At 63.3% G+C, this 13,404-nt stretch carries 10 protein-coding genes, 1 tRNA gene and 1 pseudogene; 1 reads left to right on the top strand and 11 read right to left on the bottom strand.

Annotated elements, in window-relative coordinates:
• Positions 1-39 precede the first annotated feature (39 nt).
• Complete coding sequence (locus JKP78_RS05175) at positions 40-1,026, top strand: asparaginase (RefSeq protein WP_420831030.1); 987 nt, start codon at positions 40-42, stop codon at positions 1,024-1,026.
• 64 nt (positions 1,027-1,090) lie between these two features.
• Here JKP78_RS05175 and JKP78_RS05170 read toward each other — a convergent pair.
• From JKP78_RS05170 to JKP78_RS25030, 11 genes and pseudogenes are all read right to left on the bottom strand, one after another.
• Positions 1,091-1,186, bottom strand: a tRNA-Sec gene (locus tag JKP78_RS05170).
• A 6-nt stretch (positions 1,187-1,192) separates the two neighbouring features.
• Positions 1,193-3,115, bottom strand: coding sequence for a selenocysteine-specific translation elongation factor (gene selB, locus JKP78_RS05165; protein ID WP_200626178.1), 1,923 nt, complete (start codon positions 3,113-3,115; stop codon positions 1,193-1,195).
• On the bottom strand, positions 3,112-4,539 hold the full coding sequence (selA, locus tag JKP78_RS05160; protein ID WP_200626177.1) for an L-seryl-tRNA(Sec) selenium transferase: 1,428 nt from the start codon (positions 4,537-4,539) through the stop codon (positions 3,112-3,114). The genes selB and selA overlap by 4 nt, the downstream gene beginning before the upstream one ends.
• Before the next feature lie 160 nt (positions 4,540-4,699).
• Positions 4,700-5,620: a formate dehydrogenase accessory protein FdhE gene (gene fdhE / locus JKP78_RS05155; RefSeq protein WP_200626176.1), complete on the bottom strand. Its 921-nt coding sequence runs from the start codon at positions 5,618-5,620 to the stop codon at positions 4,700-4,702.
• A gap of 4 nt (positions 5,621-5,624) precedes the next feature.
• A complete protein-coding gene (locus JKP78_RS05150) occupies positions 5,625-6,281 on the bottom strand; it encodes a formate dehydrogenase subunit gamma (RefSeq protein ID WP_200626175.1) in 657 nt (218 codons plus the stop codon).
• Positions 6,278-7,228, bottom strand: a complete 951-nt coding sequence (fdxH, locus tag JKP78_RS05145; RefSeq protein WP_200626174.1) for a formate dehydrogenase subunit beta — start codon at positions 7,226-7,228, stop codon at positions 6,278-6,280. The genes JKP78_RS05150 and fdxH overlap by 4 nt, the downstream gene beginning before the upstream one ends.
• The gene (gene fdnG, locus JKP78_RS05140; protein WP_186689745.1) at positions 7,228-10,296 is read right to left on the bottom strand and encodes a formate dehydrogenase-N subunit alpha; all 3,069 of its coding nucleotides are present in this window, start codon (positions 10,294-10,296) and stop codon (positions 7,228-7,230) included. The genes fdxH and fdnG overlap by 1 nt, the downstream gene beginning before the upstream one ends.
• Before the next feature lie 199 nt (positions 10,297-10,495).
• Positions 10,496-10,759, bottom strand: a complete 264-nt coding sequence (locus JKP78_RS05135; protein ID WP_200626173.1) for a PAAR domain-containing protein — start codon at positions 10,757-10,759, stop codon at positions 10,496-10,498.
• Between the two features lie 345 nt (positions 10,760-11,104).
• Positions 11,105-11,905: pseudogene (locus tag JKP78_RS05130) on the bottom strand (IS5 family transposase).
• 87 nt (positions 11,906-11,992) lie between these two features.
• Positions 11,993-12,586 (bottom strand): hypothetical protein, encoded by a 594-nt coding sequence (locus JKP78_RS05125; RefSeq protein ID WP_186689747.1) that lies wholly within the window; start codon positions 12,584-12,586, stop codon positions 11,993-11,995.
• Between the two features lie 5 nt (positions 12,587-12,591).
• A partial coding sequence (locus JKP78_RS25030) for an RHS repeat domain-containing protein (protein WP_234454550.1) occupies positions 12,592-13,404 on the bottom strand: 813 nt, incomplete at its 5' end.

Genomic DNA, 13,404 nt, shown 5'->3' with positions numbered 1-13,404 from the left:
CGGCTTTTCTTTTTCCGCTCACCGCTACGGATGCTTTCCATGCGTGCAGTAAAGAATCTCCTCGTACTTTATACCGGGGGCACCATCGGCATGCTCGAAACCCCCGAAGGCCTGGCGCCGGCAGGTGGTTTCGAAGCGCGGATGCGCGAGCATTTCGCCTTGATGGCCGATGCGCCGAAGGTAAATTGGGCCCTGCAGGAAATGAACCCGCTGCTCGACAGCGCCAACATGCAACAGCACAACTGGCTGGCGATGCGCGATGCCATCGTCGCAGCCGTGGACGCTGGCCACGACGGTGTGCTGGTACTGCACGGCACCGACAGCCTGGCCTACAGTGCTGCTGCCTTGTCGTTCCTGTTGCTGGGCCTGCCGGTGCCGGTGCTGCTGACCGGCTCGATGCTGCCGGCAGGTGCGGCTGGCAGCGATGCCTGGGATAACCTGTGTGGCGCGCTGCGCCAGTTCGAACACGGCCTGCTGGATGGCGTGCAGTTGTACTTCCACGGCCAGTTGTTGCATGGCTGCCGCGCATCGAAGCTGCGCAGCGAGGCCTTCGATGCCTTTGCCGCGCTGCCGCGTCATCGCGACGGCGAGCGGGCGGCGGCGATTCCCGCCGAATTGGGCTACCGGCATCCGCGTCAGCCGGTCAACCTGGCAGTAATGCCGGTGTTCCCGGGCCTGCAGGCCAGCCATCTGCAAGCCGTGCTGGGCAGTGGCGTGCAAGGGTTGCTGCTGGAGTGCTATGGCAGCGGTACCGGGCCGTCGGACGATCAGGCGCTGCTGGATGTGCTGAGCGCGGCGCGCCAGCGCGGCGTGTTGCTGGCAGCGATCAGCCAATGCCCGGAAGGCTCGGTGGTATTCGACACCTATGCAGCCGGTAACCGCTTGCGCGGGGCCGGGCTGGTCAGCGGTGGCGGCATGACCCGCGAGGCAGCGCTGGGCAAGATGCTTGCGCTGCTGGGGGCTGGCCTGGACGTCGATACCGCAGAGCGGTGGTTTGCGCTGGATCTGTGTGGGGAGCGGGCTTAGCCCTCTCGCTTCAAGGCCTCTTCGCGGGTAAACCCGCGAAAGAGGCCCTGACATACAAGAAAAATGGCGGAAGGCAGCGGGAGTCGAACCTGCCCGGGAACGGCTGCCGTCCCCAACCGGGTTTGAAGCCCGGCCGCGCCACCGGGCGCGATTGCCTTCCTTGAACTCAGTGCCTGGCCTGCTGTTGGGCCAGGGCGCTGTCGGCGCGAATGTGACGCTGATCGGCCACCCTCCGGGTCAGGCCAATGCGGTCGAAATACTCCAGAATCTGCACACTGCGTTTACGACCGATGCCCAACATATCGCGAAACGCAGCAACCTGCACTATCGGCGTTTCCCTGGCCTGCCCCAGCAGCAGCTCTGCCATGCGCCGTAGCGTCGCCTCGGGGTAGAACAGGTCGCGCACCACCTGGTGCACCAGGCCCAGCCGGGCCAGCTTGCGCAGCAACAGGCGCACATCGGCTTCGGCACAATTTTCTTCGCTCGCCAGTGTCCTGACCCACGGCGGATCGTATTGCCCCGCCAGCAACCTGGGCTGCAAGCGGGCCCACAATGCACTGTCGGCTTCGCTCAGCTGCACCTTGTGCTCCGGCAGGTGCAGCCAGGGGCCGCTGCTGGCGATGGCGCCCTCATCGAGCAGCTCTTCCACCAGGCTGACGAAAGCGGGCCGTTCCAGCGGCAACGCGGCAAAACGGCGCAGGCGATCACGGTCCGGGCCCAGCTGGTCGGGCTCCTGCTCGTGGAACAGCGCCAACTGCCCCAGCACCAGGCGCTTGAGCGCCTGCCACTGGTCGCTGGCAAACAGCAACTGACCCTGCCGAGTGGCTACCACCCGCGCATCATCCGGCAACTGCCAGGTATCGCGCAGGCGGTTGAACTGCCGCTCCAGGCGCTGCGGGTCGATGCCTCCCGGGGCGCTGGCGAGCAGAGCCTGCAGGGCCTGCTCCAAGTCCTCGGCATCGCGCAGCACCTGTAACTGGCGCAGGCGCTGTTCGCTGCGGCGTTGACGGCTTGGCGCAAACGGGTCGAGTACCCTGCCACCGCCCAGGGTGCGCTGGGCGCGCTGGTCGCGCAGTACCAGGCGGTCGCCGTGCACCGCTTGCAGCGGCGCGTTGAGCAGCAACTGGGCGAACATGCGCTGGCCCGCCAGCAGGGTTTCCCCTTCGAGCAATGCCACCCGGGCGGTGACATCCTGGGTACCGAGGTGCACGTGCACGGCGCTGAAATGTTCAAAGGTGCGGGTTTCGCCCGGCAACAGGTTCAGCTCGATATCGACCCGCATGCTGGGCGCATGCAGCCACTCGGGCACCAGCCAGTCACCTCGATGCAGCTGCTCTACCGCCAGGCGTTCGGCAGCAATGTTCAGTGCCACCCGCTGGCCCGCTTCGGCGACCAGTGCGGCCTGGTTCTGTGCATGCAGGCCGCGCACCCGCACCGGCTTGCCAGCCTTGCCCAGCAGCAAGGTTTCGCCGGCACTGACTCGCCCGGCCAGCGCGGTGCCGGTCACCACCACACCCGCGCCGGTAACGGCGAAGGCACGGTCGACGGCCAGGCGGAAACCGCCGCGGGTACTGCGCTGGCGCACTTGCTGTTGCGCCGCCAGCAGGGCCTGGCGCAGGGCATCGACGCCTTCGCCGGTGACGCTCGACAACGGAAATTGCCGCGCCCCGGCATAGGGCCCCGGCGCCAACAGTGCATCGACCTGCGCCTGCACTTCGGCCAGGCGCGCCGGCTCAACCCGGTCGCATTTGCTGATCGCCACCAGGGCCTGGGGAATACCCAGCAGTTCGATGATGGCCAGGTGCTCGCGAGTCTGCGGCATCACCCCATCGTCGGCAGCCACTACCAGCAGCACCAGGTCGATGCCATGGGCGCCGGCCAGCATGTTGTGAATGAAGCGCTCATGGCCCGGGACGTCGATGAAGCCGGTCAGCGCGGCCCCTTCGGACAGCGCCGCATAGCGGTAGCCAAGATCGATGGTCATGCCACGGGCGCGCTCTTCCTGGCGCTGGTCCCCGGCCTGGCCGGTCAGGGCCTGCAGCAATGCGGTCTTGCCATGGTCGATGTGGCCGGCGGTTCCTACGATCACTGCACCGGCCCCAGTTGCAGGGCAGGCAACTGCGCCAGCCACTGGGCTTCGTCATCCAGCTGGCGCAGGTCCAGCCACAGGGCGTCGTCGTCGATACGGCCGAGCACCGGCACCGGCAGGTCACGCAGGGCCCGCTCCAGCACATGCAGGCTGCGCCCACGCAGCTTCTTCGACACCTGTGGGCGCAGGCACAGCGCTGCGCTTGGCAGGCGCGCTACCGGCTGGCTGCCGCTGCCGATCATGCCCAGTGCCGGCGCCACGCTGACCTGCCATTGCTCACCGAGGCAGGCCTTCAGCTCAGGGGCCAGGCGCTCGGCCTGGGCCTGGATCTCGGCCGGGTTGCGGGTCAGCAGGCGCAGGCTGGGCAGGCGTTCGGCCAGGCGGTCGGGGTTGCGGTACAGCGCCAGCACCGCTTCGAGGGCCGCGAGGGTGATCTTGTCGACACGCAGCGCGCGCTTGAGCGGGTTCTTCTTGATCCTGGCGATCAGCGCCTTGCGACCGACGATGATCCCGGCTTGCGGCCCGCCCAGCAGCTTGTCGCCACTGAAGGTGACGATATCGGCGCCGTCGGCGAGGGCCTGGCGCACGGTCGGCTCGGCAGGCAGGCCCCAGCGGGTCAGGTCGAGCAGGCTGCCGCTGCCCAGGTCCTCAAGCAACGGCAAGTCATGTTGGTGGGCGATGCGCGCCAGCTCGGCGGTGGGCACCTGGGTGGTGAAACCCTGGATGCTGTAGTTGCTGCAATGCACCCGCATCAGCAAGCCGGTGCGCGGATTGATGGCGGCCTCGTAGTCATGGGCGTGGGTGCGGTTGGTGGTGCCGACCTCGTGCAGCTTCACGCCGGCGCGGGCCATGATGTCGGGAATACGGAAAGCACCGCCGATCTCGATCAGTTCGCCACGGGAGATGATGCCCTCCTTGCGCGCGCCCAGGCTGTTGAGCGCCAGCAGCACGGCGGCGGCATTGTTGTTGACCACGGTGACGGCTTCGGCGCCGGTCAGCTCGCGGATCAGGCCTTCGATCAGGTCGTCGCGGTCGCCACGCTTGCCGGTGGCCAGGTCGAATTCGAGGTTGAGCGGGTAGCGGGCGGCGGTCTGCATGGCCTCGATGGCTTCCTCCGGCAGCAGGGCGCGGCCAAGGTTGGTGTGCAGCACGGTACCGGTGAGGTTGAACACGCGGCGGACCTGGCTGCGTTGCTGGTGGGCCAGGCGTTCGCCGGCGCGGCCCAGCAGAACCTCGGCGGCGAGCTCGGCGGCGCTGAGCTGGCCGTTGCGGGCGGGGTCACGCAGGTCGTCGAGCAGTTGGCGCAGGGTAGCCAGCACGGCGTCGCGGCCGTGGCGGTCGATCAGCGGCAGGCAGGCCGGGTGGCGCAGCAGGGTATCGATGGAGGGCAGGCGTGGGGTGTCGCTGGCTAGGCTGGAGGACATGCGGTACTACCTTGGACTATTCCGTTGTCTGTACTGGCCTCTTCGCGGGTAAACCCGCTCCCACAAGGCCCGCGCAGTTTTTGAGGCTTGCGCGGTACCTGTGGGAGCGGGTTTACCCGCGAAGAAGGCGACTCGGTCTTACAGTGTAGACACTCACCCACTACCCGGGCGCGAGCATCAGGTTCGGTGCCAACCGATGGAAGCCCTCCTCGTCCAGGCGAATGTCCAGGGCCAGGCTGGCCAGGTCATCGGCCAGCGGCTCGGCTGCTGCATCGTTTTCCAGGTAGTTCTGTTTCAGGTAGTTGTCACACCCTGGGCAGCATTCGGCCCGCAGCGGCGCCTTGCCCGGCGCATGACGGTCATCGTCGAGGCTGGTATAACGCAGGTCCTTGCTCGACTCGCAGTACACGCACTTGACCCGCACCACATGCCATTCACAGGCACACAGCGAACAGGCCAGGTAGCGCAGGCCATTGTGCTTGCCACGGTTGCGCACCACCCCGGCCATTGCCGGCGAACCGCAGGCCGGGCATTGGGCCAGGCTGCCGGCAGGCTTGAGCTCTGGGGTGGGCAGCGCCAGCAACCAACTGGACCAGGCCGCCTGCAAGGCCGCGCCAATGAACGGCACTAGCGCCGCAGGCACTGCATCGTACTGACCGGCGAGCAAGGCAATACCCCAGCCCTTGCACTGATTGTCGTCACTGCCACGCAGGGCTTGCAGCGCCTCAGCCAAAGGACCGCTGGTGGCCACGTTGAAGTGTTCGAGCAAGGCCTTTAACCAGACCAGCCACGGCCCTTCCCGCACCAGGCTGTCCGCCGCCAGGGGCGGCAAACCATGACTTATGCACAGGCGCTGACGCTCCTCGGCCACCGGCATGCCACCGGGCGGGTTATCCACAAGCTGCTGCTGAATGCGACACAAGCGTGCCACCAGCCTCAGGTAATCGCCAAGGGCATTGCCCTCGGCCAGTTGCTCCAGCCGCGCGGCGCGCAGCTCGAACAGGTTGGCAGGAGGCAGATGCAGAAACGGCGGCATCACTGCCGACGCTTCGATCTGCCCGGGTTCGAGTATCGTGCTCAAGCGCTCATCCTTCTTTCCGTCCGTGGCTGCCCGGGGTCTTGTCGCCGGTCACTTCGCGGTACCACAATTCATGGTGCTTGCGCGCCCAGGCGCGGCTGACCCGGCCATGCAGCATGGCGCCGACCGAGCCCTTGATCCAGATGCCGGCGTAGATGTGCACGATGATACTGAGGATCAGCACGAACGCCGCCAGGGCATGCAGCAAGGTGGCCAGGCGAATGGCGCCTATGTCGAAGTACTGGCTGAACCAGGCACGCCAGATCACCACACCGCTGATCAACAGGACCAACATGCACACCAGCAAGGTCCAGAACAGCAGCTTCTGGCCGGCGTTGTACTTGCCGATCGGCGGTACGCCCTCCTCCTTGTTCAGCATCACCCGATCGATCCGACGCAGCCATAGGCGATCGTTGGCGCTGATGAAGTTCGCCCGCCAGAACCGCAGCACCAGGCCAAGGAAGAACACGAACATGGCCACGCCCAGGAACGGGTGCAGGATACGCGTCCAGGGCCCGCCACCGAACAAATGGCTGAGCCAGAACAGTGCCGGATGGAACAGCGCCAGCCCGGACAACCCGGCGAGGACGAACAGGATCGCGACGACCCAGTGGTTGCTGCGTTCGTTGGCGTTGTAGCGCAGGATGGGTTTGTTGTCGTTCATGGTCGCTGCTCCTCCTGGCCACCGGGCTTGGTCGGGTCATAGACATGCACCGACGGGTCCACCTGATGCACGCTTTCGTCGGGCGCTGCCGGGTGCTCGTCGTCCTCCACGCGCTGTGGCCCGACCCGTACATAGTGGAAGAACCCGGCCAGCACCGCCGCGCCCATGGCCAGTAGCGCCAGCGGCTTGGTAATGCCCTTCCACAGCCCTACCAGCGGGCTGATCACTGGCTGGTCCGGCAGGCCGGCGTACAGCTTCGGCGTGTCGGCATGGTGCAGCACATACATCACGTGGGTACCGCCGACGCCGTCCGGGTCATACAACCCGGCCTTGTCGTAGCCCCGCGACTGCAGGTCGACGATGCGCTCGGCGGCATGCACCTTCATCTCGTCCTTGCTGCCGAACACGATCGCGCCGGTCGGGCAGGTTTTCACACAGGCCGGCTCCAGGCCCACGGTCACCCGGTCGGAACACAGGGTGCACTTGTATGCCTTGTGGTCCTTCTGCGAGATCCGCGGGATATTGAACGGGCAGCCAGTGATGCAGTAGCCGCAGCCGATGCAGTGGTCCTGGTTGAAATCGACGATGCCGTTGGCGTGCTTGATGATCGCGCCCGGGCTCGGGCAGGCCTTCAGGCACCCTGGCTCGGCGCAATGCATGCAGCCGTCCTTGCGGATCAGCCACTCCAGGTTGCCGTCGTCGCGCTCGTGCTCGGTGAAGCGCATCAGGGTCCAGGTCTCGGCAGTGAGGTCCTGGGGGTTGTCGTAAGTGCCGTGGTTGTGGCCGACCTCGTCACGCAGTTCGTTCCACTCGGAACACGCCACCTGGCAGGCCTTGCAGCCGATGCACTTGGTGGTGTCGATCAGCTTGGCGACTTCCTGCTGCTGGCGTACCGAAGGCGGTACGGTGGTGGTGGCCGAGCGGGCGATGATGTCTTGGCTGGCCATCAGAGTTTCTCCACTTTGACGAGGAACGACTTGGACTCCGGCGTCTGCGTGTTGCCGTCACCGAGGAACGGCACCAGGGTGTTGGTCAGGTAGCCGTGCCGGGTGGTACCGGTGAAGCCCCAATGCAACGGGATGCCGATCTGGTGCACGGTCTGGTTGTTGACCTGGAGCGGGCGGATCCGCTTGGTCACCACCGCCACCGCCTCGATGTGCCCGCGCTTGCTCGACACCCGCACCCGGTCGCCGGCCTTGATGCCCTTCTCGTTGGCCAGCACCTCGCCGATCTCGACGAACTGCTCGGGCTGGGCGATGGCGTTGAGCCGGCAGTGCTTGCTCCAGAAGTGGAAGTGCTCGGTCAACCGGTAGGTGGTCGCCGCATACGGGAACTCCTCGTGCTTGCCGAGGGTGTCCCACACCGAATCGAAGATCCGCCCGGCCGGGTTGCTGGTGGCCTTCTTGTTCTGCGGGTGCAGCGGGTTGATGCCAATCGGCGTCTCGAACGGCTCGTAGTGCTCGGGGAACGGCCCTTCGGCCATCTTGTCGATGGCGAAGAACCGGGCCACCCCCTCGGGGTTCATGATGAACGGGTTCATCCCCGCCTCGGGTGGCGAGTCGACCTTGAAGTCGGGCACGTCGGTGCCGGTCCAGGCCTTGCCGTTCCACCATACCAGGCGCTTCTTCTCGGCGTCCCACGGCTTGCCTTGCGGGTCGCTGGAGGCACGGTTGTAGAGGATGCGGCGGTTGGCCGGCCAGGCCCAGGCCCAGTTCTGCACCTGGTGCATGCCGTACGGGTCGCTGTTGTCGCGGCGAGCCATCTGGTTGCCCTGCTCGGTCCAGCAGCCGGCGAAGATCCAGCAGCCGGACGCGGTGCTGCCGTCGTCCTTCAACTGGCCGAAGCCGGCCAGCTGCTGGCCGGCCTTGATCACTGCGCCGGTCGGGTCGGTGACGTCGGTCACTGCCCAGCCGTTCATTTCCCTGGCCAGTTCCTCCGGGGACGGCTCTGCGGGAATCTTGTATGGCCAGCTGATGTTCATCAGCGCGTCCGGGTAGGCGCCGCCCTCGGCTTGGTAGCGTTGGCGCAGGCGCAGGAACAGCTCGCTCATGATGTGCACGTCGGTGCGGGTCTCGCCCGGGCCGTCGGCGCCCTTCCAGTGCCACTGCAGCCAGCGGCTGCTGTTGACCAGCGAGCCGTCTTCCTCGGCGAAGCAGGTGGTGGGCAGGCGGATCACTTCGGTCTGGATATTGGCCGTGTCGACGTCGTTGAACGGCCCGGCATTGCGCCAGAACTCCGAAGTCTCGGTGGCCAGCGGGTCCATGATCACCAGCCACTTGAGCTTGCCCAGGGCCGCGGTCACACGGTTCTTGTCCGGCAGCGCGGCAATCGGGTTGAAGCCTTGGCAAATGTAGCCGTTGACCTTGCCCTGGCCCATCATCTCGAACATGCGCAGCACGTCGTAGGCTGGCACGTCGAGCTTGGGCAGCCAGTCGTAGCCCCAGTTGTTTTCTGCCGTGGCGTTGGCGCCGTACCAGGCCTTCATCAGGCTGACGTGGAACTTGCCGTAGTTCTGCCAGTACGACAGCTGGCCCGGGCGCAGTGGCTTGGAGGCGCGCTTGTCGATGTAGGCGGCGTAGTCCTGCTCGGCATCGCCGGGCAGGGTCAGGTAACCCGGCAGCGAGTTGGACAGCAGACCGAGGTCGGTCAGGCCCTGGATGTTGGAGTGCCCGCGCAAGGCGTTGACCCCACCACCCGGCATGCCGACGTTGCCCAGCAGCAACTGGACCATCGCCGCACTGCGAATGATCTGCGCGCCGATCGAGTGCTGCGTCCAGCCGAGGGCGTAGAGGATCGTCATGGTCTTGCCCGGTACCGCGCAGGTGGCGATCTCTTCCCAGATCTTCAGCATGGCGTCCTGCGGCATGCCACAGGTCATGCTGGCCAGTTCCGGGGTGTAGCGGCTGTAGTGCTGCTTCATCAGCTGGAACACGCAACGCGGGTGCTGCAGGGTCGGGTCGACCTTGGCAAAACCATCCTCACCCAGCTCGTAGCCCCAGCCGGACTTGTCGGCATACACGCGCTTGGCTTCGTCGTAGCCGCTGAACAGCCCGTCCTCGAAGCCATAGGTTTGCTTGACGATGAACGACACGTCGGTGTAGTTGCGCACGTATTCGTGCTGAATCTTGTCGTTGCTCAGCAGGTAGTTGATCAGCCCGCCCATGAACGCGATGTCGGTGCCGGTGCGGATTGGCGCGTAGTAGTCCGCCACCGAAGCGGTACGGGTAAAGCGTGGGTCGACCACGATCAGCCGCGCCTTGTTGTGCGCCTTGGCTTCGGTCACCCATTTGAAGCCGCACGGATGCGCTTCTGCTGCGTTGCCACCCATCACCAGGACCAGATTCGCGTTGGCGATATCGGACCAGTGGTTGGTCATGGCGCCACGGCCGTACGTCGGGGCAAGACTTGCCACCGTCGGGCCATGTCAGACACGTGCCTGGTTATCGAACCCCAGCATGCCTGTTGCGCGGATGACCTTGTGGGTCAGGTAGCCCGCCTCGCTGGAGGCGGCAGAAGCAGCGAGAAAACCGGTGGTGAGCCAGCGGTTTACCGTTTGCCCCTGGGCGTTCTTCTCGATGAAGTTGGCGTCGCGGTCCTGCTTCATCAGCTCGGCGACGCGGTCGAGCGCCTCGTCCCAGCTGACCCGCACCCACTCCTTGCTGCCCGGCTTGCGTACCTCGGGGTACTGCAGGCGGCTCGGGCTGTGGATGAAGTCCAGCAGGCCGGCGCCTTTCGGGCACAGGGTGCCGCGGTTGACCGGGTGGTCGGCGTCACCTTCGATATGGATGATGTTCTGTTTGACGTTCTTGCCCGCATCACCCTGGCTGTACATGATCAGGCCGCAGCCGACCGAGCAGTAGGGGCAGGTGTTGCGGGTTTCTTTGGTGTGCGCCAGCTTGAAGTGGCGCACCTGCTCGGCGAATGCCGGTGTCGGGGCCATGCCCAACGCCGCAAGGCTCGAGCCTCCAAGGCCGACGGCGGCGACCTTGAAGAATTGCCGACGGTTCAGATCCATCGTGCACTCCTGATCGGGTTCTCGGGCACCTGGCATGCAGCCGGTGCCTCTAGGTCATCACGGTGGCGGTAGACAGATACCGCCAAGGGTTCAGCCTAGCCAAGAATCAGGGAAGTGTGATGACGCAGATCATGGCACCAGCGAAGCGGGCGCCGCATGCGCCGGGCGAGCGGTTTGTGAGGTACCGAACAGCCCGGCCTCAGCTGGCGACGCCACTCTTCGGGCCGCTGGCGATCAGCGCCGCGCCACAGGCGGTCTTGTGCCCATCGAGGGCGACAGGTGTACCGTCGACGCTGTAGGTGGCGCTGCCTTCCACGATGGGGAACACGCCCTTGCACAATGGGCAGCTGACCATGTGGCCAATCCCGGCGATAGGCTTGCCGTTGACGTTGGTGTTGCCGAAGGAGCCGAGCACCTTGCCACCGTGGGTGGTGGAATCGCCAAGGCGGATGATGTCTTTCATGGGTGAACTCCGTGTCTGAAGGGAGGCGTCGTTGCCAGTGGGGGAAAGCCTAAAATAATGGGGAATTAAAGGCCATAGGCAATTTGGGCGGGAGATTGGCTGGGCCCTGAGGATCCCATTGGGTCGGATGCGTTTTATCCTGCTGTATCTGACTACACGCGCATCACTCACCTGCCTGCAACTTCAATTTCGCACCATCAGGCAGACCTTTGATTTTCTGGGTCAGTTAGGGAAGCTCCGAACAAGTCGCCGAGCAACCGACAATGGACGACTTTTGGCCTAAGGAAAGCTCGATTTACAGGCGCTGATTGTTGAACAACCAGGAAAAACCCTAGTCATCAGGCCTTACGGGCGCACCTCTACCGTAGCAGTCAATAATTGCCGGCGTACCATCCACAGATTCGACAGCGCAAACAGCGTGGTCAGTTGCGCCGTGTTCTTGGCCAAGCCACGGAAGCGGGTTTTCACATCACCGAACTGGCGCTTGATCACGCGAAAGGGATGTTCGACTTTCGCCCGTGTCTGCGCTTTGACCTTCTCGATCTGACGTTTGGCTTTGTAGAGAACACTGCGTTTGCTCAAGTGCTTGTAGGTGCTGCGTCGTGCAGCGATCTGCCAGATCACTTGCCGACCGTCGTGCTCAGGTCGCTTCTCTACGCCGGTGTAACCCGCGTCAGCACAGACAATGTTTTCGTCACCGTGCAACAGATGAGCGACCTCCGCACGTCAGCCACGTTGGCGGCGGTGCCGTGGACGTGATGCACCAGACCCGACTCAGCGTCGGCGCCGATATGCGCTTTCATGCCGAAGAAGTATTGGTTTCCCTTCTTCGTCTGATGCATCTCCGGATCGCGCTTGCCTTCTTTGTTCTTGGTCGAGCTGGGCGCGTGGATGATGGTGGCGTCGACAATCGTGCCCTGGCGCAGCGACAGGCCCTGGTCTCGCAGGTAATTGCAGGTGAATACGCAGCATGGTTTCCAGTGGGTACGGCTTGCGACCACCGCCGGCCTTTGGGTAATGCGGCTCGACCAATGCCAGCAAACCGCTCCACGGTACCATCTGCTCCACCTCGGCCAGGAAACGCTCGCGACGGGTTTGCTTGCGCTTACCGGCGTACTCGAAATCGGAAAAGCTCATCTGACTCATGGGATGGAGGGCTTGTAAAGGGGCTGTTGGACGGAGGGCCATTTCAGCACAGGTCAGACGGCCTGTGCCGACTTGATCGGAGAATCCTTAGTGAATGTTATTTAAAAGCTCGAAAAGCTGAGAGAGTGCCAAACTACTGCTTCTTCTATCCCACACCGAGAAATCGTAGCTTACCATTGTCCGTATTACAGTGCCGACCGAAATAGCTGCCCCGCCCTCCTTTTGATCAGATTCCAGCTCTCTCACATGATAAGCGGATCGTCCAGTATCAGCACCAAACCTGATTACCGTCACGGAATCTACTATCACCGCCCCCTCATCCTCATCTTCATAGAAGTAAAACTTTAATCTTTCACGCCAGTCCCTCGGCTGTTGCGAAAACAAATGCTTTAGCAGCGTGATCAGGCGCACTCCTGGTGCCACGGAAATACCCAGACCCTGCGGCTCACCTTTATAGAAATAACATTTCAGCGATAGGGCCGCCGAAGACCTGAAGTAAATCGCTTGATAATCTTTTTCATAGAGGCAGTAGTCATCCACATCGCCAACTCTATCAAACCCATGCAACAAAAGCTCAGCTTCTCCAAAACTGCCAAGCCCGAACATCTCAGGATGAATAGACTCAGCATCACGTAAAAACATTATAAACAAGTGCATGAAATCAAAATTCAAATAACTCACACTTCCTACCTTTTAACTGGATTTGTGCCCTGCATGTGATGCCGTTGAAGAATCCCTTTCACCTCCGTCAACTCAGACACTCGATTTGATTTCGGATTTTCGTCAATGCCCGACTGCGCTGATTTTGCCAACCGATCAACATTTTTAGGATCGTCTAGATGGCCTGAAACTGCCTCACATGCATTACGCCACTGAGAAGGTGACATATCTCTCGTCGCCTTGTCCGCAGGAGCTAGCTTCACATGCTTTCCATCTGCATCTGGCTGCAAACTTACATGCCCTCCCTTCCTCGGTAGACCCGGTCCTTCGACATTAACGTGGACGCCCCGCGCGAGTACATCTTTCCCTGCAGTATTGGCGCCAACACCATATTTATTCTTCGCTAAACCTAGTGGATCAACCCAGCCAGTCGAACTGGCCGCATATTCGTAGAGGTTCAATCCTCCACCATAACTAATAGGGTCCTGATTAATGAAGCGCCCAGCCCTCGGATCATAGTACCGATAGCGGTTGTAATGCATCCCGGTCTCATGATCGTGGTACTGCCCCTGGAACCGTATCGGGTTGCTCAGGCCGACTTGCTTGGCCCACTCCGAGCGGGTTTCCTTGACCTCACCCCACGCCTTGTACTGCGCCGTCCATGCCATCTCACCGTTATGGTCGGTCAGCTCCATCGGCGTACCCAGATGGTCACACTGATACCAGAGAATCGCATCGAATGCCTGCGGCTTGACCTCGGTGTGCCACAGCGGGTCCTGATCAAAATCGTATTCCCGGTCGCTCCAGTCCGGCTGGCGCAGCAGGCGGATCGGGTTGTT

The sequence above is a fragment of the Pseudomonas sp. LAM2023 genome, from assembly GCF_016620375.1.
GTDB classification, from domain to species: Bacteria; Pseudomonadota; Gammaproteobacteria; order Pseudomonadales; family Pseudomonadaceae; genus Aquipseudomonas; species Aquipseudomonas anuradhapurensis.
The sequence above is the reverse complement of the archived record's forward strand: the minus strand, read 5'-3'. Positions and strand labels throughout refer to the sequence as shown.